This is a genomic window from Actinokineospora baliensis (assembly GCF_016907695.1).
In the GTDB taxonomy this organism is placed as follows: domain Bacteria; phylum Actinomycetota; class Actinomycetes; order Mycobacteriales; family Pseudonocardiaceae; genus Actinokineospora; species Actinokineospora baliensis.
Window position 1 is genome coordinate 7595020 of the sequence record NZ_JAFBCK010000001.1, and the last position, 20468, is coordinate 7615487.

19 protein-coding genes and 1 tRNA gene are annotated in these 20468 nt (G+C 69.6%); 10 read left to right on the top strand and 10 right to left on the bottom strand.

From position 1 onward, the window contains the following. Positions 1–12: 12 nt before the first annotated feature. Positions 13–1449 carry a diaminopimelate decarboxylase gene (gene lysA / locus JOD54_RS33495; RefSeq protein WP_204455922.1) on the bottom strand — a complete coding sequence of 479 codons (1437 nt, stop codon included), beginning with the start codon at positions 1447–1449 and terminating at the stop codon, positions 13–15. Positions 1450–1454: 5 nt separating this feature from the next. Beyond that, positions 1455–2315 (bottom strand): DALR anticodon-binding domain-containing protein, encoded by an 861-nt coding sequence (locus JOD54_RS33500; RefSeq protein ID WP_204455923.1) that lies wholly within the window; start codon positions 2313–2315, stop codon positions 1455–1457. 58 nt (positions 2316–2373) lie between these two features. Between JOD54_RS33500 and JOD54_RS33505 the strand changes: the two genes are divergently transcribed. The 5 genes from JOD54_RS33505 (at position 2374) to JOD54_RS33525 (ending at position 6300) form a co-directional block, all read left to right on the top strand. After that, a complete protein-coding gene (locus JOD54_RS33505; protein WP_204455924.1) occupies positions 2374–3072 on the top strand; it encodes a thioredoxin-like domain-containing protein in 699 nt (232 codons plus the stop codon). A 119-nt stretch (positions 3073–3191) separates the two neighbouring features. Continuing rightward, positions 3192–4046, top strand: a complete 855-nt coding sequence (locus JOD54_RS33510; RefSeq protein WP_204455925.1) for a thioredoxin-like domain-containing protein — start codon at positions 3192–3194, stop codon at positions 4044–4046. Positions 4047–4108: 62 nt separating this feature from the next. Then, positions 4109–4726: a DUF305 domain-containing protein gene (locus tag JOD54_RS33515; protein WP_307860486.1), complete on the top strand. Its 618-nt coding sequence runs from the start codon at positions 4109–4111 to the stop codon at positions 4724–4726. A gap of 119 nt (positions 4727–4845) precedes the next feature. Next, a complete protein-coding gene (locus tag JOD54_RS33520; RefSeq protein WP_204455926.1) occupies positions 4846–5745 on the top strand; it encodes an endonuclease/exonuclease/phosphatase family protein in 900 nt (299 codons plus the stop codon). A 12-nt stretch (positions 5746–5757) separates the two neighbouring features. Further along, complete coding sequence (locus tag JOD54_RS33525; protein ID WP_204455927.1) at positions 5758–6300, top strand: RICIN domain-containing protein; 543 nt, start codon at positions 5758–5760, stop codon at positions 6298–6300. Position 6301: 1 nt separating this feature from the next. Here the strand turns inward: JOD54_RS33525 and JOD54_RS33530 are convergent, their stop codons facing one another. Continuing rightward, entirely contained in the window at positions 6302–7219 is a 918-nt protein-coding gene (locus JOD54_RS33530) for a cation diffusion facilitator family transporter (protein ID WP_204455928.1), read from the bottom strand. 154 nt (positions 7220–7373) lie between these two features. Here JOD54_RS33530 and JOD54_RS33535 point away from each other — a divergent pair, with 154 nt between their 5' ends. Beyond that, complete coding sequence (locus JOD54_RS33535) at positions 7374–8513, top strand: lytic transglycosylase domain-containing protein (RefSeq protein WP_307860487.1); 1140 nt, start codon at positions 7374–7376, stop codon at positions 8511–8513. A 158-nt stretch (positions 8514–8671) separates the two neighbouring features. Here the strand turns inward: JOD54_RS33535 and JOD54_RS33540 are convergent, their stop codons facing one another. After that, the gene (locus JOD54_RS33540; RefSeq protein WP_204455929.1) at positions 8672–9772 is read right to left on the bottom strand and encodes an ABC transporter ATP-binding protein; all 1101 of its coding nucleotides are present in this window, start codon (positions 9770–9772) and stop codon (positions 8672–8674) included. 166 nt (positions 9773–9938) lie between these two features. Between JOD54_RS33540 and JOD54_RS33545 the strand changes: the two genes are divergently transcribed. Together JOD54_RS33545 and JOD54_RS33550 are read left to right on the top strand one after the other, a co-directional pair. Then, a tRNA-Arg gene (locus tag JOD54_RS33545) sits at positions 9939–10010 on the top strand. Between the two features lie 371 nt (positions 10011–10381). After that, complete coding sequence (locus JOD54_RS33550) at positions 10382–13573, top strand: P-loop domain-containing protein (protein WP_204455930.1); 3192 nt, start codon at positions 10382–10384, stop codon at positions 13571–13573. 16 nt (positions 13574–13589) lie between these two features. On the opposite strand, the gene JOD54_RS33555 is transcribed toward JOD54_RS33550, so the two are convergent. The 3 genes from JOD54_RS33555 to JOD54_RS33565 are packed head-to-tail and all read right to left on the bottom strand — an operon-like array spanning position 13590 to position 15791. Continuing rightward, positions 13590–14078 carry a hypothetical protein gene (locus tag JOD54_RS33555; protein ID WP_239573593.1) on the bottom strand — a complete coding sequence of 163 codons (489 nt, stop codon included), beginning with the start codon at positions 14076–14078 and terminating at the stop codon, positions 13590–13592. 37 nt (positions 14079–14115) lie between these two features. Further along, positions 14116–15507 carry a hypothetical protein gene (locus JOD54_RS33560; protein WP_204455932.1) on the bottom strand — a complete coding sequence of 464 codons (1392 nt, stop codon included), beginning with the start codon at positions 15505–15507 and terminating at the stop codon, positions 14116–14118. Then, complete coding sequence (locus JOD54_RS33565; protein ID WP_204455933.1) at positions 15504–15791, bottom strand: hypothetical protein; 288 nt, start codon at positions 15789–15791, stop codon at positions 15504–15506. Before JOD54_RS33565 ends, JOD54_RS33560 begins: the two co-directional genes overlap by 4 nt. A 144-nt stretch (positions 15792–15935) precedes the next feature. Between JOD54_RS33565 and JOD54_RS33570 the strand changes: the two genes are divergently transcribed. After that, positions 15936–16769, top strand: coding sequence for an alpha/beta fold hydrolase (locus tag JOD54_RS33570; RefSeq protein WP_204455934.1), 834 nt, complete (start codon positions 15936–15938; stop codon positions 16767–16769). Here JOD54_RS33570 and JOD54_RS33575 read toward each other — a convergent pair. Together JOD54_RS33575 and JOD54_RS33580 are read right to left on the bottom strand one after the other, a co-directional pair. Further along, the gene (locus JOD54_RS33575; RefSeq protein ID WP_307860490.1) at positions 16726–17718 is read right to left on the bottom strand and encodes a TIGR01777 family oxidoreductase; all 993 of its coding nucleotides are present in this window, start codon (positions 17716–17718) and stop codon (positions 16726–16728) included. The genes JOD54_RS33570 and JOD54_RS33575 overlap by 44 nt on opposite strands. A gap of 118 nt (positions 17719–17836) precedes the next feature. Further along, complete coding sequence (locus tag JOD54_RS33580; protein WP_204455935.1) at positions 17837–18649, bottom strand: NAD(P)H-binding protein; 813 nt, start codon at positions 18647–18649, stop codon at positions 17837–17839. 89 nt (positions 18650–18738) lie between these two features. Here JOD54_RS33580 and JOD54_RS33585 point away from each other — a divergent pair, with 89 nt between their 5' ends. Next, the gene (locus JOD54_RS33585) at positions 18739–19557 is read left to right on the top strand and encodes an AraC family transcriptional regulator (protein ID WP_239573594.1); all 819 of its coding nucleotides are present in this window, start codon (positions 18739–18741) and stop codon (positions 19555–19557) included. 184 nt (positions 19558–19741) lie between these two features. Here JOD54_RS33585 and JOD54_RS33590 read toward each other — a convergent pair whose 3' ends face one another. Then, on the bottom strand, positions 19742–20386 hold the full coding sequence (locus JOD54_RS33590; RefSeq protein WP_204455937.1) for a TetR/AcrR family transcriptional regulator: 645 nt from the start codon (positions 20384–20386) through the stop codon (positions 19742–19744). Positions 20387–20468 lie beyond the last annotated feature (82 nt).

Consider the following 20468-nt stretch of genomic DNA (forward strand, 5'->3'; position numbering starts at 1 on the left):
TCGTCGCCGAGGTCAAGAGGTCTCCAGTCGCAGCAGGTCGTCCACGGTCTCGCGGCGCAGCAGCAGCCGCGCCCCGCCTTCGCGCACTGCCACCACGGCGGGCCGGGGCAGCCGGTTGTAGTTGCTCGCCATCGAATAGCAGTACGCGCCCGTCGCCGCCACTGCCAGCAGGTCGCCGGGTGCCAGGTTGTCGGGCAGCCAGCAGTCTCGCACCACAACGTCACCGGACTCACAGTGTTTGCCCACCACTCGGGACAGCACGGCGCGCGCGCCGCGTTCGCCCTCGTCGCTCGAGCGCGACACCAGGCGGGTGTCGTAGAGGGCGTCGTAGAGCGCGGTGCGGATGTTGTCGCTCATCCCGCCGTCGACGCTGACGTAGCGGCGGCCGGTGCCGTGGCCGAGCGAGACGTCCTTGGTGGTGCCGACCTCGTAGAGGGTGATCATGCCGGGACCGACGATGGCCCTGCCCGGCTCGACGGCGATCTTGGGCAGCGGCAGACCGGCCTGCTCGCACTCCTTGGTGACGATGGTGCGCAGCTGATCGGCCAGCCAGGCGGGCGGCGGCGGGTCGTCCAGGGCGGTGTAGGCGATGCCCAGGCCGCCGCCCAGGTCCACGGTGGTGACCTCGGCCAGCGCCTCGGCGCCGTGCTCTGTGTGCAGTTCGGCGAGCAGGCCGATCACCCGGTGCGCGGCGACCTCGAAACCGTCGGCGTCGAAGATCTGCGACCCGATGTGGCTGTGCAGGCCGACCAGCCGCAGCCCGCCCGCCTTGAGCACCCGCCGCGCCGCCTCGGCCGCGTCACCGCCCGCAAGGGAGAAGCCGAACTTCTGGTCTTCGTGCGCGGTCGCGATGAACTCGTGGGTGTGCGCCTCAACGCCGACGGTCACCCGGATGAGGACGTCGGCGACCACGTCGCGCTCGCGGGCGAGGTGGTCGAGCCTGGCGATCTCGAAGAACGAGTCGACCACGATCGTGCCGACGCCCGCGTCCAGCGCCTGCGCCAACTCCGCGGTGGACTTGTTGTTGCCGTGCAGGGTGATCCGCGCGGGCGGGAACTGCGCGCGCAGCGCCACGGCCAGTTCGCCGCCGCTGCAGACGTCGATGCTCAGGCCCTCGTCGGCGACCCAGCGGGCGATCTCGACCGACAGGAACGCCTTGGACGCGTAGTGCACCAGCGCCGGGTCGCCGAAGGCCTCGGCGTGCTCGCGGCAGCGCGCGCGGAAGTCGTCCTCGTCGACGACGAACAGCGGGGTGCCGTAGGTCTCGGCGAGTTCGCGCACGTCCACGCCCGCGACCCGCACGGCACCGTCCTCGCCGCGGGCGGTGTTGCGCGGCCAAACCGACGCGACGAGCTCGTCGAGCGCGGCGGCGCTGGTCGGCCGCTCGCTGGCGGTGGTGCTCGGCGGCAGGACCTCCGCGTGCCGCGGACCTGCCGGGTGTGCCCTCATGTTCCCTACAATCGTTGCGGTGCGGTGATTCCGAGCTGCAGGAGCCCGGTTGCCAGTACCCGGCGGGCGGCCGCGCACAGCGCCAGCAGCGCGTCGTGCTCGCGGCGCGGCGGCGCGTCGCCCTGGGGCAGCACGCGGTGCTGCTCGGTGAACTCCCACGCCTGGTCGGCGAGCCTGCGCAGGTAGCGGACGGTCCGCGCGGGCGGCCCGGTCACCGCGTCGGGGAACTCGGCGATGGTGCGCGCCAGGTCGACCTCGTCGGGGTGGTCGAGCAGGTGCACGTCCACTGTGGTCGGTACGACGCCGAGCGCGTCCCCGTTGCGCAGCAAGGCGGAGAGCATGGCGTGCACGTAGACGACGACGTGGAACGGGTTCTCGTCGGTCGGCGCGCGCAGCACATCGACGTCCACTGTGGACCCGCTCAGCGCGGCGAACCTGGCGGCGTCGGCACCGACGGCGGCGGTCAGGTCGGTCAGCGGCAGCTCGCCGGTGGTGGTGGGGACGGTGGCCGGGAGGGTGATCTCCGGCGCGGCGATCGGGCGGGCCTCGAGGGCGCGGCGGATGGCGTCGGCCCGGGTCTCGGCGGTCAACTCGACGTTGACGTACCCGGCACCGGCGACCTCGGCGGCGGCCACCGCGGGGTGGTGGGCGAGCTCGTCGGCCAGCCAGTGCGCCAGCAGCCGGGCCGGGACCCCGGCCGGGCCTGCGGCACGCAGCGCGACGGCGGTGGCGTAATCACCCCGACCACGGTCGCGCGGACGGGTGACGGCGACCTCGTTCGGCACGGCCCCGGTGTCGAGCCCGCGCGCGCCCAGCACCCGCACGGCGGCGGAACGAACCAGGTCAGCGAGCACGGCGGGGGTCACCGCTCAAGTCTAGGTATCGGGGTACTGGCGGCCGCCTGGGGTCCATAGACTCACCCGCATGATCCGGTACCCGCGCCACCTCGCCGTCGCCGCCGCCTGCCTCGCGCTCGTCGGCTGCGAGAGCCAGCAGCAGGGCAGCCCGGTCGCCTCGGGGTCGAGCAGCGGTACCAGCACCAGTACCAGCGCCGACCCCGGGTTCACCCCCACGGAGGACAACCAGGACCCGACCAAGAAGATCGACGGTGTCCTGGCCATCGAGTACGAGGGCGCCCAGCACGTGAAGCCGACCGAGCGGGTCGCCTACGACCACAAGCCCCCGCTGGGCGGCGCGCACGACGCGGTGTGGGCGCCGTGCAACGGCGTGGTCTACAAGAAGGCGGTGCGCACCGAGAACCTGGTGCACTCGCTCGAGCACGGCGCCGTGTGGCTGACCTACGACCCGGACAAGCTCGACGGGGACGGTGTCGCGGCGCTGGAGAAGAGGGTCAACGGCAAGCCGTACACCGTCCTGTCGCCGTTCCCCGGCCAGGCCGAGGCCGTGTCGGTCCAGTCCTGGGGGCGGCAGCTGCAGGTGGCGAAGGCCGACGACAAGCGCATCGACCAGTTCATCCAGGCGACCAGGGCCAACCAGTACCTGACGCCGGAGCCGGGTGCCTCGTGCGACCAGATCGATCCCGACCGCTTCGACCAGGACAACCCGCCGCCGTTCGACCCGTCGGACCCCGGACCTGGCGCTATCCCGGTGACCGGCCGGTGACCACCGCCAGTACCTCGGTTGACACCGACCAGACACCTGTTCCCTAGACTTGGCCTCCGCACCCACCAGGTGCGGGTTTCCCGGTCGGGAACCGACGCGCTCGAGGTCCGAGGGACGGCATGGCCAGCGGAACGCAGAAGAAGGGCCCACAGGGCGGCAAGGGTGGCGGCAAGAACGCGGTCAAGGCCGCGCGCTCGACCGTCGTCACCAAGAAGGGCCCGCCCTGGGCTCTGATCGCGGGCATCAGCGCGATCGTGCTGCTGGCGGGCGGCGTGTTCACCTACGCCTTCGTGCAGGTGTCGGACGCGCAGAAGTTCATCGCCTCCGAGGACAACAAGGACCCGTCGGAGTCCATCCAGGGCGTGGTGAAGGTCCAGTACGCCTCCGGCCAGCACGTCCAGTCCACCCAGCGCGTCGCCTACGACCAGAGCCCGCCCTTCGGCGGCCCGCACGACGGCGTCTGGGCCGACTGCACCGGCATCGTCTACCCGAGCGCGGTGCGCAACGAGAACATGGTGCACGCGCTCGAGCACGGCTCGGTGTGGATCGCCTACAACCCGGACAAGGTGCAGGGCGCCGCGCTGGACAAGCTGAAGTCCAAGGTCGAGGGCACCGCCTACATGCTGATGTCGCCCTACCCCGGTCTCGACCGGCCGATCTCGCTGCAGTCGTGGGGCCACCAGCTCAAGCTCGACAGCGCCGACGACGAGCGGCTGGACCAGTTCATCAAGTCGTTGCGCACCAACAACTACCAGAACCCCGAGCCCGGCGGCCGCTGCGACAGCAACCAGACCGGGTTCGACCCGGCCACCCCGCCGCCGTTCGTGGCCGAGAAGCCCGGCGCGGACGCGGTCGGCATGGACGGCAAGGCCCCCGGCGCCAGCACCGACCCCTCGGCCCCGGCGTCCACCCCTGCCCCCGCCGCCTCGACCCCGGCCGCTCCGACCACCTCGGCCGCCCAGCCCTCCCAGTGACCGACCAGGACACCCCGTCGACCGCCCCCAGCCACACCGGGGGGCGGTCGACGCTGGTTTACGTGGCCGCCGCCGTCGTCGTCCTGCTGGTCGGCGCCGCGGCGGGCATGCTGATCACCCTCGCCTCCGTCGGCAGCCCGGAAGAGGCCCCCGGCCAGGACTCCATCGACGTCGGGTTCGCCCAGGACATGCGGGTGCACCACCTGCAGGCGATCACCATGGCGGGCATGGCCCGCGACCGCAGCGAGGACACCGAGGTCCGCCAACTGGCGTTCGACATCGAGTCCACCCAGCTCGACCAGAGCGGCCAACTCAGCGGCTGGCTAACCGTGTGGGGCCAACCGACCCTCTCGCCGCCGGACCAGCCGCACATGCGCTGGATGGCGGGCGCCCACACCCACGCGGACACCTCGGGCGTCGACCTGATGCCCGGCATGGCCACCAGCGAGGAACTGATGAAACTCCGCGCCCTCAAAGGCACCGAGTTCACCGTCTACTTCCTCCAGCTCATGCTCCGCCACCACGAGGGCGGCCTGTCCATGGCCACCTACGCCGCCGACCACGCGCGGCTGGGGTACGTGCGCAACCTGGCCCAGAAGATCGCCTCCGGGCAGCAGGCCGAGGTCACCCTGCTCACCACCATGATCAAAGCCAGGGGCGCCCAGCCACTGCCCGGCTAGAACCCGCGCCGCCGGGTGATACCCGCGCCCGGTCGGGTGGCCAACGGAGTGCTCCGATTGACGACCGATCAGTCCCGGTGGGACGGTCCGTGGCCAGTCGGATTCCGCGTGAGGTGGCCATGGCGAAGCGAAGATTCCCGCACCTGGTGTTGGCGGCGGCCGTCGCGCTGGGGGCCCCGGTCGTGGGTGCGGCGCCCGCCGCGGCGCAGCACGTGACCCGGTACACGATCGCGAGTTGGAACATGCAGGGGGCCACCTACCAGGGGCGCAGCGTGTGGGTGTCGTCGAACCTGCAGCGGGGGGTGACCAACCTGGTGCCCGCGCACGACATCGTCGCGCTGCAGGAGGCCGGGTCGCTCAAGGCGGTTGACGACGCGGCGGGCAGGTGGAAGTGCACTGAGTCGGTGAAATCGTTGCGGCGGGCGCGGCAATGCGCGTGGACCGTCAAAGTGGGGACGAGCAGGTACAGCAGGCAGCTCTATTTCGTGGAAACGGACGACCGGCCGGTGGGAACCGGGGACCAGAACAGCAAGAACAACCTCGCATTCGTCGTGGACACCACCGAGGCGCCGGTGAAGTCGTGGAATTACATCCCACCGATCCGCGGCGAGGACTACTACGACGGTGACCGCGGCCTGCTGCAATTGGTGCTCGCGGACAACAACGTCATCTACACCGCGCACGCGAATGCCAACGCCCCCGCCGGGATCAACATCGGCGCGCTGATCCGCAAAGCGGAGAACGCCAACGATGACGTGCCCGGCGCCACCGGCTGGGTGCTGCTCGGCGACTTCAACGCCGAACCCAAGTACATCCGCCCCGCGCTCGACCCCTGGCAGCGCCTCGCCGCGCCGACGAGGGCCACGACGCGCAAGGGGGGCCTCACGCTGGACTACCTGATCTGGTCGGATAGCGACCAGGCGAAGGGGTTCGACGCCGTCGTCTTCGAGCGGGTCGCGCCGGGGCCGGGCCAGCAGTACGGCTCGGACCACCGCCCGGTGTCGTTCACCGAGTCCTGAGAGGACCCAGCCATGAGAGGCCACATCGCGCTTGTCGCCGCCGCTCTGGTCGTGGGTGCGGCGCCCGCGTCGGCGGCACCCTCGGTGTACCGGTACGGGCCGTTCTCGGTGGAGTCGGGCAAGTCCTGCCTGCGGGCGACCCTCGGCACCCCGGTGCTGCACACGGGGACCACGGGCGGGACCGTCCCGTGCGGCAACACCTTCAGCTACTGGTTCTTCATCGAGACCACCGACGGCAGGGCGGTCCTCATCCAGAACCACCACACGGGGTCCTGCCTGAGCCCCCACGTCGAGTCCGACTCGGACTCCGGCGACCTCGACGGCGACGACGTCGAAGCGGTGCGCTGCGACGACGACGACGCGGACCAGCGCTGGTACATCGGCACCAGGGACGGCGGGGCGACCACGACGCTGCGGACCGAGGACGACCGGTACATCACCATCTCCAGCACCGGCGACACGGTCGCGCTCGACGAGCAGACGACCGCGGCCAAGCCCCAGTCGTGGACCCTGCGGAGCGTGACCTCCTCCAGGCCGCCGCCGGACCTGCCCTGACCTACCAGGACAGCTGCCTGCACTTCGAGGCCGCGTCTCGGTGCTCGACCTGCAGGGTGGCGTGCTCCAGGCCGTACTCGTCGTGCAGCAGCTCGCGAGCGGCGGCCAGGACCTGCCCCTGATCGGCGTCCTCGGCCATGGTCAGGTGCGCGGAGGCGACCTCCATGCCCGAGGTCAGCGTCCACACGTGCAGGTCGTGCACCTCGGCGACACCGGTGACCGCGCCGAGGCGGGTCGCCACCTCGTCGACGTCGACCCGCTCGGGGGCGTGCTGGAACAGGATCCGCAGCGCGCGGCGGGCCAGCGACCAGGTGCGCGGCAGGACCCAGAGGCCGATCGCCACGCCGATGATCGGGTCAGCCCATCGCCAGCCGGTCGTCAGCGTGATCAAGGCGCTGACCAGGACGCCGACCGAACCGATGAGGTCGGCGACGACCTCCAGGTACGCGCCGCGCACGTTCAGGCTCTCCTCGGCGCCGTCGCGCAGCAGGAAGAACGACACGACGTTGGCGGCCAGGCCCGCGAGCGCGGCGACCAGGACGGGGAAACCGGGTACCGCGGGCGGGTCGCTGAAGCGCTCGACGGCCTCGTAGACCACGTACCCGGCGACGCCGAACAGCAGCAGCGCGTTGGCGAGGGCGGCGAGGACCTCGGCCCGGTAGAGGCCGAAGGTGCGGCTCGGCTTGGCGACCGCGCGGCGCGCGGCGACGATGGCCGCCAGCGCCAGGCCGACCCCGACCACGTCGGTCAGCATGTGCGCGGCGTCGGAGATCAGCGCCAGCGAGCCGGTGACGACACCGACCGCGAACTCGACGCCCATGATCGCCGCGGCGATGCCGAACGCGGCCCAGAGCCTGCCGACCAGCCGCCCGGAGGCGCTGGTCGCCACCCCGTGCCCATGTCCGTGTCCATGTCCCACCGCGCACCCCTTCCCCGCCTGCCGGACCAACATATAGTCGCATGCGCATACATACAACCGACTGTGACCCGATCGGCGCGGATAGCCACTCGAACGAGGGATCATGCTGGCGGACTCCCCGAGGTGCTGTCAGCGCTCTGGTAAACGGGAAGGCGTGGTTACCCCATCGCAGCCGGGGGGCGCGCGCCCGGTCACCGCCCTCGCCCTGGTCCTGTTGTCGCTGGCCACCGCCGCCGCCCAAGCCTCGGGACCCGCCCAACCCCCGGCCTCCGCGGCCCCCATCGCGATGACGCCGGTGCGCGAACCGCAAGTCGCGCCCGCCGATCAAGCGGGGGCCACCGTGGACGGCGTCGTGGCCGGTTTCCCCGCGGTCGGCCCGGTCACCCAACTCCCCGCGCCAACGCCGGTCGAGCGGGTCGAACCACAGGCCCCGGTCACCTCCACGGGAGTGCCGAGCAACATGCTCGACGCGTACCGCAAGGCCGAGCGGCTGGCGCCGAAGGACTGCGGGCTGCGCTGGTACCACCTGGCGGCGATCGGCCGGGTCGAATCCGGCCACGCGGGCGGCGGGCGCGCCGACGACAACGGCGACACCGCACCGAAGATCCTGGGCCCGGTGCTCTCCGGCGGCCCCGGCATCGCGGCCATCGCCGACACCGACGGCGGCGAGCTCGACGGGGACACGACCTGGGACCGCGCGGTCGGCCCGATGCAGTTCATCCCGTCGACCTGGCGCAAGTACGCCGCGGACGGCAACGGCGACGGGGTACGCAGCCCGCACAACATCTACGACTCGGCCCTGGCCGCGGGGCGCTACCTGTGCTCAGGCGGGCTGGACCTCAACAACGTCGACGACCTCGGCGCCGCGATCTTCCGCTACAACCACTCCGGCGACTACGTGGTCGCGGTGACGACCTGGCTGACCGCGTACTCCGGCGGGGTCACCCCGATCCCGCCCGCGCCGCCGGTCGAGGAGGCGCCGGTGGTCGCGGTGCCCGAGCAGCCGCCGTCACCGTCGCCGGAACCGGCCCCCACGACCACGGTGCCGCCCTCGGAGACCTCGGCGCCCACGGAATCGTCGGTGCCCAGCGATCCGCCGTCCACGACGCCGTCAGAGCCGCCGGTGGAGGTGGCGGAGGATCCCTCGGAGGTCACTCCTACCGAGACGACGCGGCCGACGCAGCGACCGGCCCGCCCGCACCGGCCCCGACCGGGGCACCAGGACTGCGGGTCGGTGGAAAACACCTCCGGCGCGGCTGCGGCAGCCGCGCCGGAGGGAGACTGCGGGGGCTAGCGGCTCGACCCAGATGGTTGGTGGGGTATCGGCCTGTCCACGGCGTTCCTGGCAAGGCGCCGGAACGGCCTCGTACTGGGCGTACTCGGTCGTTTCGGCAACGCAGCCAGGGACGTCGTGGGCAGGTCGAGACCCTGTCAACCTCCTGGGTCGGGCCGCTATATCAGCCGGTCGCCGCTCTCGGGGTGGAACAGGTGGATCTCGGTCGGGTCGCGCAGCACGACGCGCACGGTCTGGCCCAGGCTCGGCGGGGTCCGGCCGTCGACGCGCAGCACCAGCCGCGGGCTCTCCGGGTCACCGGCGACCGAGCCGTGCACCAGCGCGTCCGCGCCCAACTCCTCCACCAACTCGACCACCAGGTCGAAGGCGTTCGGCGTGCCCTGGGGCACCAGGCCGAGCGACTCGGGCCGGATGCCCACGGTCACCGAGGTCAGGCTGTCCTGCGCGATGGCGGCCACGGTGTCGCGGGTCAGCGGGACGTTGAGCTCCCCGACCCGCAGCGTGCCGTTGCCGACCACGGCGTCCCGCAGGTTCATCGACGGCGAGCCGATGAACCCGGCGACGAAGGCGTTCGCGGGCCGGTCGTAGAGGGCGCGCGGGGTGTCGCACTGCTGCAGCAGCCCGTCCTTGAGCACCGCGACCCGGTGGCCCATGGTCATGGCCTCGACCTGGTCGTGGGTGACGTAGATGGTGGTCGTGCCCAGGCGGCGCTGCAGCGCGGCGATGTTGGCCCGGGTCTCCACCCGCAGCTTCGCGTCGAGGTTCGACAGCGGCTCGTCCATGAGGAACACAGCCGGGTCGCGCACGATGGCCCGACCCATGGCCACGCGCTGGCGCTGGCCGCCGGAGAGCGCCTTGGGCTTGCGGGCCAGGTACTTCTCCAGGTCGAGCAGCTTGGCGGCCTCGGTCACCTTCTCGGCGATGACCTGCTTGGACAGCCCCTGCAGCTTGAGCGCGAAGCCCATGTTCTGCGCGACGGTCATGTGCGGGTAGAGCGCGTACGACTGGAACACCATCGCGATGTCGCGCCCCTTAGGCGGCACCGAGGTGACGTCGCGGTCGCCGATGCGGATCGCACCCTCGTCCACGTCCTCCAGCCCCGCCAACATCCGCAGCGCCGTCGACTTGCCGGACCCGGAGGGCCCCACCAGCACCAGGAACTCCCCGTCCTCGATCGACAGGTCCAGCCCATCCACCGCCCGAACCGGCGGCGAACCCGGGTACACCCTCGACGCAGCTTCGTACCGGACCTCGGCCACAACACCCTCCTAGCCGTCGCGCCCGCAGACGCCCCACCGATCGCCCAGAGGCTAGTGCCAGAACGTCAAAAGGTCCAGACCACTTCGCGGCTCCCTCGTGCGCGTGGTCAACCCCCGCCGAACACCCCCTCCCCCACGTGCGCTACTCTTCACCCCGTTGACAGCCGCCCCCGTAGCTCAGGGGATAGAGCACCGCCCTCCGGAGGCGGGAGCGCAGGTTCGAATCCTGCCGGGGGCACTCGCTTTGGGCGAACCGTGTTCGCGGAATACGCGAACCGGGGCGCTCGTCATTTCTTCTGGGGTGCAACCCCCAGACCCGCCCGGTGGGCTTCGCCCCCGGACCCCCGAGTGCGGCACGTGTGGATGCTGTACGAGCCAGCCCGGGGGCACTCACTCTGGGCGATCTGTGTTCGCGGAAAGCGCGAACTGGGTCGCTCGTCGTTTTTCTGGGGTGCAACCCCAGGCCCGCCCGGGAGGCTTCGCCCCCGGACCCCCAATTGGCGGCCGTGTGAATGCTGTGCGAGCTTGGCCTTGGGGACAAGGCTCTGGCGGCCTGTATTCGCGCAAGGCGTGAGATCCCCTGGTTGTGGGCGCCTGGATGATTGACGGATGGCGCTGGGTAATGAGGTGTCGGGCCGCGTCGAGGGCACCGTGGTGCAGATCGGCATCGCGGGTGGGGACGTCTACGTGGAGGCGGGGGCGCCGGTTCGGTCTGCCTATCTGTCCCAGGTTCAGGCGCTCGCACCCGGAAGTCTGCGCGACAGAAGCACCGAGTTGGCGATGTTGGCGGAGTTCTGCACGTCAGAGTCGACCGCACAGGGGTACCTGTGGTGGCGCGCCAGCGCGTGGTCCGGCAAGTCGGCCTTGTTGTCGTGGTTTGTCCTGCACCCGCCCGCAGGCGTCCGCACGGTGTCGTTCTTCGTCACGTCCCGCCTGCCGGGCCAGAACGACAGGCGCGGCTTCGTGGACAGTGCGTTGGAGCAACTCCACGACCTTGCCGGGCGGCGGGCCCGCACAGATCTCACCGACGCGACGCGGGAGCCATACCTGCGGCAGCAGTTGGCCGACGTGGCGAGACAGGTCCACGAGCGGGGTGAGCACTTTGTCCTCGTGGTGGACGGGCTGGACGAAGATCGTGGAGTCGATGGTTCAGCGGATGCCCACAGCATCGCCGCGCTGCTCCCGCGCAGGGGTGTCCGAGTGATCGTTGCGAGTCGTCCGGACCCCGAGTTGCCTGATGACGTGCCAGAAGACCATCCACTGCGCGGATCCGCGCAGGTCGAACACCTGTCCCCGTCACCGGAGGCACACGCCGTGCGCGACGCGATGATCAGAGATCTCAAGAGGTTGCTCAGTGGCAGTCAACTCCAGCAAGACCTCCTCGGCTTCCTGACGGCGTCGGGTGGAGGTCTAACCGTGCGGGACTTGGCGGAACTCATCGAAGTCTCGCCGTGGCAGGTCGAGGACGACCTAAGCACAGCCGCAGGTCGCAGCTTCAGCCGTCGTCCAGGCGATCCGCCGGTTTACCTGCTGGCCCACGAACAGTTGCGAGTTCGAGCCGAGAAGATGCTTGGCCCCCAATTGCGTACTTACCAGGAGAGGATCAGCAGGTGGGCCGCCAGGTACCTGTCGGAGGGGTGGCCGCGAAACACTCCGCCGTACCTGCTGCAGGGGTATGCCTCCCTGCTGTCGGCCACCGGCGACCAAGAGCGCCTCCTGCACCACGTCACCGACCCCCAGCGACGTGAACTCGCGTTCGCCGTCACAGGCAGCCACCGCGCCCTCCTGGGGGAGATCGAACTCGCCCAAGCGGCGTTCCTCAGTGCGCGAGAGCCGGATCTCACCGCGCTGTCCCGGTTGTCGGTGCACCGGACCAGCTTGCAGGCGGACGGGAACTGGATTCCGGGAGCACTTCCGGCGATGTGGGCAAGGCTCGGACGCGTTGACCACGCCGAGGCTCTTATCCAGTTGATCAGCAGTCCCGGGTTTCGCGCTCGGGCGCTCATGCGCACCGCGAAAGAACTGCACCACCTTGGCCACCAGGGCCAGGTCACCGCCATGCTCGATGCGGCCGAGGCCATCACATTCGCGTTCAACCAGTTTATCAGACCATTCCTACATCACGAACTCACCGACCTGGCTGCACACATTGGCGACTTCGATAGGGCCCAACGCGTAGTCGACGATATTCGCAACGCTGGCGAAAAGGTCGTCGCATGCGCGTCGGTAACCCTCATCGCACTATCCACATCGAACCGGGAACACGCCAACCTGTGGCATCAGAAGACCGAAGGCATGTTCTCCGCAATTAGCGATCATCGGCACAATGAAGGGCATGCTCTGGCTTTTGCGTTGATGGCGGCCGTCACAGCACAACTCGGCGACACGAAGAAGTCTGCGGAACTCGCGGCCACCGCCGCCGATCTACAATCCGCACACGACCCCTGGTCGACGGGGGAGCTCACCAGGGTGGTCACGACGCTCACGAGGAGCGGCTACACCGAAGTGGCCCTGTCTGTCGCGGACGCACAGACCAGCGTCGACGACCGAGAACACGCTGTTCGGCAGATACTGATGGCGACAGCGATCCCCCGCGACCTCGACGGCGCGGAGGCGATCGCTCGGGCTGTCGATGAGATCCAGTACAGGTCCGCCCGACTCGCGGCGGTCGCGCTCGCAGCCAGCAGGGGTGGCGAGCACTCCCGAGCGGATAGTCTCCGGGTCGAGGCCGAGGCGGCGCTCGATGACATCGCCGTTGGCGACGTGCGGCAGTTCATCATTGCGGTAGCCGCAGTAACCGCTGCGGAGACAGGGCAGTGCGAGATTGCCGAGCAGGCCGTCCACGCACATCTGCTCCCCAGCGGAGTTTTCCACGAGTCACTTCTCGTAGCCGCGGAGCTGCTGCACCATTCGGAGCTTGATCGGGCACAGCGCATGCTCGAGGAGATTGAGCACGCTGTCCGCTCGGCTTCGCCGACGAGAGACGAAAACAGACTCTCTGCCTGGATCGGCATCATGGCAGATTTCGGGGATCTCGACCGCGCCGAGCCAGTGGCTCATTCGCTGCGAGATTCCGAGATCCGCGCAGCCGCCTGGGAAAGGCTCGCCGAGGCGATCGCCACCACCGGGAATCTCCACCGGTTCGAATCCGCCCTGACTGAGATCACGCGGCCGTCTCGGCAGCGGCGGCCACGCATGGAGATGATCCGTGTTCTCCTCGCCCGCGGCGATGAAGACGACGCCCTCAGACTGGCACGATCAGCCAGCGTCACCACCCAGCAGGCGACAGCACTCGACTTCATCGCAAGGGTTACCCGTAGACGTGAACTGCTCGACGAGGTGATCGCTCTGGCCACAAGCCCGGATCTTGCGGAGCAGAGGTTCATCCTTCTTCACGCGCTACGCACCGCAGCGGAATTCGGCGATCGAACTGCAGCCGATCTTCTGTTCCGACGACTGCACACCATTCATGATCAGCTGAAGTCGATCGCGAAGCAAACAGATGGCCATGCGGGCTACTTGCCCCTCCCCAAACACATGAGAACGCTGACCGAACTTGCAGAGATGATCGAAAGTAGCCTCAAACCAGAGGTGAAGGACGAAACGGCCCCGATACTGTGGGGTGGCGCCCCACCACTGTTCTCCGGTTCGGAGTACAATGTCCCGTTCCGCACGCGGCTTGCGCAAGCTCTTGCCATCGGAAGTTGGCTGGATGTGGTCGACAGGGTTGTCGATGAGGACCCAGATGCCTACGCGGCCATCGTGACCGAGTTGGATCGGCTGGGCATCGGTGAGCTGTAAAGCGCCGCGAGTGCGGTTACTTCGGGTCTGGCGTGCAGATGGTGAGAAATGTCTTCTGATTCTCCCGGGTCACGTCCGCCGGAGTCAGCCAGCCCTGCGCGCCAAAGAGGTAGGCGTCTGGTGGGTGTTGGGGGGATTCGCGGAGGAGTTGGGGGATATCTGCGCGGGCGGCGTGGGTGTTGGGGGCTGTTAGGTAGAGGGTGAGGGTTGTGGCCTTGGTCCAGTCGTAGGTGGTGGGGAGGGGGGTGCGGACTTCTAGGGGGGTTGAGGGAGTGGGGGCGCCTAGGAGGGGCATGTGTTCTAGGGAGACGCCGGGGTGGGGGGTGGACCAGGTTTGGTCGGTGCTCTGGGGGGTGCCGGAGTCCAGGGTGAGGGTTATGCCTGTGACGTTGTTGCAGGGGGTTCCGGTCCAGAGTTTGAGGATTCCGTTGTCTACGCGAAAGCCTGCTGCCGTGGGGAGGGAGGGGGCGAAGGGGGCCTTGGTGTCGCAGGATGAGATCAGCAAGGCTAGAAGGGTTGTCGCGCGGGCTAGGCGCGTTGGTTTAGCGGTAGCCGCCATCGGAGAGTCCTGCGTCTTCTTCGGTTTCGTTGCCGCCGGTTGCTTGTTCCCAGAGGTATGAGGCGAGGAAGCCTGTGTAGCCCTCGCGCGCCCATTGCTGTGAGTGGCGTTCTTCGTGGTGTAGCAACCGATCCATGTCCAGGCTGCCGGGGTACGGGCCGTCGTCGCCTTCGTACCAGGCTCGGCCCGATCGGGCCACTTCGCGCAGTTGCTGCGCGGGGTCCGAGGGGTCGTCGATGTTGAGCATGAACGTGTCGCCCCAGGTGGTTCCGCCGCGTTGGCTGAACTGGTCTTGGATGAGGTTGCCGCCCAGGCCCATCATCATGCCGTTCGGGGTGGTCACCAACCGGCCGCCGTTTCCGTGCACGAACGCGACGTCGTCGTTGTAGCTCCAGGAGTTCTGCTGCTGCCGTTCGGTGATCCGGCGCAACTCTTCCGACCCGTACGGGGTCGGCGCGAAGTCGCCACCGGTGCCGTAATCGGTGCCCGCGTTCATGATGTAAGTCATCCGCACGGCCTTGGCGGCGTCGTCACCGCTGACGTTGGTGGGCATCAGGAAGTACGACTTGTACGTCCCGTCGCCGTCCTGGTCCTCGCGGATCTCCTCCATCCCGTCGAGGACCGCGAAGTCCTCTGGCGTGATGTGGTGCTCCGTGATCATCGACTTGATCGTCTCGACCGACACGCCCCGCCGCACCGCGTTCTCCAGCCACTGCCGGTAGTGGCCCGACGCGGGCGGCCCGGTCAGCAGCCCGGCGTCGCGCAGCGACTGCTCCATCGCGACCACCTTGGCGTCGAGTTCGCCGCCCTGCACGGCACCCGCCAGCGTGGTGGCGTCGTGGTCGCTGATCTGGCGGTCCTGCGCGAGCCGTATCACCCGCGCCAGAGCGGTGTCGATGTTGTTCGCCGCGGTCAGGATCGCCTTGGACTCCTGCTCGAGTTGCCGCCTGATCGTCTCGCGGTGCCGCTGCGCCTCGGCGCGGTCCTCCGCCTCCATCCGCGACCTCGGCGGCGGGTCGGCGGGCTTGTTGTCGACGATCGTGCCGTCGGCTGCGATGCCGAACTCGTAGCTGGCAGCGAGGGAGTCATTGTTGGCGACCCGGGTCCGCAGCGTCCTGACGTCGTCAGAGGCGGTTTGCAGTGCGCGCTCGACCGCCGACAGTTCCGCGGTCATGATCTCGGCCTTGTTCCGCGTGTCCCCGAGGGAGCTGCGGGCGCGCTCACCGGCCGGGCCGTGCCAGTCGGGCAAACGCCTGGCGGCGTCGAGTTCGTCTTGCAGGCCAATGACTTTGTCCCGCCGCCCACGCAGGTTGGTGGCCGCCGCGTCCAGTGCTTCAGCGTCCCACGTGCGGACGTCGTCGTATCCGATGGTCATCCCCCGAACGCCCCCGCCGCAGCCGCCTCGTTCTCGGCGTACGCCGTCGCCGCCGAGGTCACCGAGTCGCCCCACTGGCCGATCTCGCCCGCCCACGCCTTCGCGCGCTCGTTGAATGCCGACGCCAGCGCGGGCGCACCCTTGGCCGCCTCCCCGCCCGGCAACGCCGCCGCGATGGCACCCAGGCCCGTACCCGGCTCCACGACTCTGGCCTGGTCAGCGGCTGATTCCGCTGCCTGGGCCGCGGCGCGCAGTTGACCGATCTCGACCTCGTACCCGCTCACAGGCCCCGCTCCCTCACTCGACCACCAGCCGGGACTGTACTGCCGCCCGCATGCGGACACAGCCGATTCACGCCAGCCGCTGGACTACTCAACCTTCCCTAAATGCATGTGACAGCACCACTATAAGGTTGATAGCGTCATTATATGAACAAGATCTACACGAGCGAAGAGGGCAGGCTGGCGATCCTGGGGCAGTACCAGCGAGCACTGGCGAGGTGGCCGGTGCCCGCGCGGCAGATGCGGGTGCCGACGCGGGAGGGGGAGACGTTCGTCGTCGTGAGTGGGCCTGAGGGTGCGCCGCCGGTGGTGTTGTTGCACGGGTCGGGAGCGAACGCGGCGATGTGGGCGGGGGACGTGGCCGCGTGGGCGGCGGACTTTCGCGTGTACGCCGTCGACGTGATCGGGGAGCCCGGGTTGTCGGCGCCGTCACGGCCGGAGTTGGCGGCTTACGCCGGTTGGCTCGATGACGTGTTTGACCACTTCGGACTCAGCAGTGCCGCCGTCGTCGGCGCGTCACTCGGTGGGTGGCTGGCGTTGGACTACGCGACACGACGGGCGGAGCGGATCGACCGGTTGGTGTTGCTGTGCCCGGCCGGGATCGGCAGGCAGAAGGTCGCGGTTCTGCTGAAAGCCCTGCTGTACAAGCCGTTCGGCCGGTGGGGCATGCGCCGATCCATCAAGGCGGTGGCCGGGGTCGACGCCAGGGAGATGCCGGAGGTCTCGGACTACCTCGTGCTGACGTTCACCCACTTCCGGCCACGCCGAGAGCAGCTCCCCGTCTTCTCCGACGACGCCCTCCGCGCGCTCACCATGCCGGTGTTGGCCATCGTCGGCGAGAAGGACGCGATGCTCGACTCCCAAGGAACGGCCAGGCGCCTGACAAGTACCGTTCCGCACGCCCAGGTTTCGGTGCTGCCTGGAGTCGGCCACTCCATCATCGGTCAAACGCGACGGGTGCTTGTGTTCTTGCGCGCTTGACAAGGTCGGTGGCGGCGTCGGGCCAGGTCGGGTAGTCGAAGGTGAAGCCCGCTTCCAGGAGGCGGGTCGGGACCACGCGGCGACTCTTGAGGAGTAGCTCGGTGTCGGAGCGCAGGGCGAAGGCACCGATCTCCGCCATCCACTTGGTGGCGGGGAGTCCGACGGGCATTCGCCATGTTCGGCGGAGGGCGCGGATGAAGTCGCGCTGGGGAAGGGGATTGGGCGCGGCCAGGTTGACCGGACCGTCGAGGTGGTCATGATCGAGGAGGAAGGTCACCGCGCGGAGAAAATCCCGGGCGTGGATCCACGAGACGTACTGCCTGCCGCCCGCTACCGGGCCGCCGAGGGCGAGGCGGGCCATCCAGGAGAGGACGTCGAACACGCTGCCGGGGTCGGGGCTCATGACCATGGCGGTTCGGAGCGCGACTTTGCGGGTGGACGGTGTGTCGGCTTGTTGTTGGGCGAGTTCCCACTGCTTGGCGATCTCGACGCTGAAGGCCCAGTAGGCGGGAACGTCGGGTTCGTCGCCTCCGATGATGCCGGTCGGTTCGTCGTTGGGGGCGTCGTAGCGGTGGGCGTAGATGGTGGCGGTGCTCATCTGCAGCCACACCCGTGGCGGCGCGGAAGCGGCAGCGATCGCTTCGCCCACCACCGCCGTTGAGTCCACACGGGACTCCATCATCTCCCGCAGGTTCTCTTCGGTGTACCGGCAACTGACGCTGCGCCCGGCCAGGTTGATCACCGCGTCGCACCCGTCGATCTCCGACGACCACGACCCGAGCGCGCGACCGTCCCACGCCACCGACCGAATCCCGCCGCCCACGTCGGCGGCCCGCCTGCTCAACACGACCACCTCGTGCCCGGCGGCGGCGAGCGCGCGGCTGAGGAATCCCCCGACATTCCCGGTCCCGCCGGGCAGCACGATCTTCATGACCAACCCTAGCTCCACCGGGGAACCGCGACTGCGCGGATGCGCAGCAGGTCACGTGTGAGGAGACCGACGCCGTTGTTGCCTGGCGAGGCACAACCCGAGCCGAGCACCCGAAGGTGCTCGGCTCGGGTGTGGTCTAGGACCAGGCTCCCGCTGCCCGAGCCGCGTAGTCGGCGAACGTGCGTGCTGGACGGCCCAGCAAGTCCTCGACATTGCTTGTGGGCGCGGAGTTCTGGCCCGTGCGGAGGTAGGCGAAGAGCCCATCGAGCACGGCGACGCTCTCGGCGGGGACGCCCGCGGCGAGCAACTCCGCCGTGTACTCGGCGGGGGTGAGCTCCACGAACTCGACCGGCTGGTTGGCGGCGCGGGAGATGACCTCCACGGCGTCGGCGAAGGTCAGCGCCTCGGGGCCGGACAGGTCGTAGGCCTTGCCGTGGTGGCCACCGCGGGTCAGCACGGTCGCGGCCACGTCGGCGATGTCCTGGGCGTCGATGAACGGCTCCGGGATCCCACCGGTCGGCAGCCCCAGCCTGCCCGACACGATCGGGCCGTGCCACAGGTCCTCGTCGAAGTTCTGGTTGAAGTTGTTGGGGCGCAAGATGGTCCACTCGACGTCGAGCGCGCTGACGGCCCGGTCCGCCGCGGCCATGCCGGGGAAGGCGTCCCCGGCCGAGCTGTCGAGGCCCCGGCCGGAGAGGACCACGAAGCGGCCGACACCGGCCGACACGGCCTGCTCGACGAACGCCTCGACCGGCGCCGGGTCGTCCGGTGCGACGAAGTAGATCGCCGAGGCGCCGGACAGCGCGCCCGCCCAGGTGTCCGGAATGGACCAGTCGAACCGGGTGGGGCTGGTGCGGGAGGCGGCCCGGACGGACTCGCCTGCGTCGTGCAGGGTGCGGTAGAGGCGGCGGCCGGTCTTGCCGGTCGCGCCGAGGACCAGGATCGTCATGCCGATCAGTCAACCGAGCCGCCCGCCGGTGGACCATGGCCCGGCGTACGCACCGCATGCGTCATCGTCCGGCGGCTATCGTGGACGGCATGGACCCGTTCGACGAGCTGCTGCGCGGTGTCCGCGCGAGCGGTGCGGACCTGCGGCAGGTGGAGGTGTCCGGCGGCGTGCGCGTCGGCGCCGTGGGGTCGCTGGTGCTGTGCGCGCCGCTGGAGGGCGACGTCACCGCCGACGGGCGGGCCGTGCCGGTGGGCGAGACGATGATCGCGCGCGAGCCGGTGTCGATCGTCGCCGAGGGGCACCGCGCGGTGCTGTTCGTCGGCACGTACCAGGTGCGGGGCAAGGTGGGCCAGCGCCTGCTGGACGTCCTGCCGCCGCTGCTGGTGGTGCCCGACGGCGCCGGGTGCGAGTCGGTCCGCTCGTTCGTCGACTCGCAGACCCGCGGCGGCGCCCAGATCGCGCAGGACCGCCTGCTGGACTGGCTGGTCGTGTGCACCCTGCGCAGCTGGTTCGACCGGGAAGCCGCCGCCGCACCCGGCTGGCTGCTGGCCATGGCCGACGACGCCATCGGCCCGGTGCTGCGGGCGATGCACACCAAGCCCGACCACCCGTGGACCCTCGCCGCCCTGGCCGACCAGGCGGGCGTGTCCCGCACCACCCTGGCGACCCGGTTCACCAAACTGGTCGGCGACCCCCCGCTGACCTACCTCACCGACTGGCGCATGACCCTCGCCGCCGACCTCCTCACCGACTCCACCACCACCGTCGCCGCAATAGCCCGCCAGGTCGGCTACGCCGACGCGTTCGGCTTCAGCACGGCCTTCAAGCGCTTCCACGGCACCAGCCCGAGCGACTACCGCGCGTCCTGCCGCCCGGACGCCGAGTGCGTGGACCAGGTCTGCTCGTGAGCTGACCGCGGGGGAAGAGGGCGCAACGGCGCAGGCAACGTCGCCGGGAGGATGGCTCATGGCGATCAGCCACCGCCGTTGAGTGACACGCCGACTGGCCGGACGCCCGTCCGCCGGGACGTCTTCTAGCGGAACACAGGTCGCCGGGAGCGGAACCTGGCTCCAGCCGGTACCGAAGAGCTCATCATCCCGGGCGGCGGAGCAGGTCGCCAAGGCCTTGGGTGAGGAGGGTGAAGGCTTCCTCGGTGGCGGCTACCGCGTCCGGGTAGATCTGGTCCGGGGGGTCGCCGGTCATGGTTCGGCGGGTGTTCTCGGCTATGAGGACTTCGAGGGTGCCGTGGAGTTGGGTGGCGACCAGGCGGGCCGTCAGGACCGGGGTGCCTTCTTCGATCAGCGCGCCCACCAGCAGCCGCCTGCTTTCCTCGCGGTACTGCGCCGCCCGGTCGGCCAGGGGCGGGTTGTCGCGGATTACCCGGTTGAGCCGGAGGACTTCTGGGTCGTCGCTGAGGCCGGTGGACGGGTGGCGGGCGGCTAGGCCTGCGAGCAGGTGGGCGCGCAGCGCGCCGTGCGGGGTCTCCCCCGGTTCGCGCGCGCGGACGACCGCCGCGGGTTCGTGGACGTGCGGTTTTCTGGGGAGTTCGAGGACGAGGTCGGCTTTGAGCGCGAAGTAGTTGAACAGCGTCTTCTTGGACACGTTGGCCGCGGCGGCGATGGCAGCGCAGGAGGCGTCGTCGAAGCCGTGGGCCTCGATGAGGTCGAGGGCGGCGGCCGACAGTTGCCGTCGGGTGGCCTCTTTCTTGCGTTCGCGCAGGCCCGGCTGATCGTCCACGCCTCGACCCTACATCAGGACTACTTGTCATCCCGGTAGAAAATTATACTGGGTGCACTTTCCTGCTAGGGTCGGCCGGGTG

Bases quoted from the DNA above. Each gene is read 5' to 3' on its own strand.
- JOD54_RS33525 (WP_204455927.1), top strand. From the start codon at position 5,758: ATGAGAGGCCACATCGCGCTTGTCGCCGCCGCTCTGGTCGTGGGTGCG.
- JOD54_RS33520 (WP_204455926.1), top strand. From the start codon at position 4,846: ATGGCGAAGCGAAGATTCCCGCACCTGGTGTTGGCGGCGGCCGTCGCG.
- lysA (WP_204455922.1), bottom strand. From the start codon at position 1,449: ATGAGGGCACACCCGGCAGGTCCGCGGCACGCGGAGGTCCTGCCGCCG.
- JOD54_RS33505 (WP_204455924.1), top strand. From the start codon at position 2,374: ATGATCCGGTACCCGCGCCACCTCGCCGTCGCCGCCGCCTGCCTCGCG.
- JOD54_RS33560 (WP_204455932.1), bottom strand. From the start codon at position 15,507: ATGACCATCGGATACGACGACGTCCGCACGTGGGACGCTGAAGCACTG.
- JOD54_RS33510 (WP_204455925.1), top strand. From the start codon at position 3,192: ATGGCCAGCGGAACGCAGAAGAAGGGCCCACAGGGCGGCAAGGGTGGC.
- JOD54_RS33580 (WP_204455935.1), bottom strand. From the start codon at position 18,649: ATGACGATCCTGGTCCTCGGCGCGACCGGCAAGACCGGCCGCCGCCTC.
- JOD54_RS33585 (WP_239573594.1), top strand. From the start codon at position 18,739: ATGGACCCGTTCGACGAGCTGCTGCGCGGTGTCCGCGCGAGCGGTGCG.
- JOD54_RS33550 (WP_204455930.1), top strand. From the start codon at position 10,382: ATGGCGCTGGGTAATGAGGTGTCGGGCCGCGTCGAGGGCACCGTGGTG.
- JOD54_RS33570 (WP_204455934.1), top strand. From the start codon at position 15,936: ATGAACAAGATCTACACGAGCGAAGAGGGCAGGCTGGCGATCCTGGGG.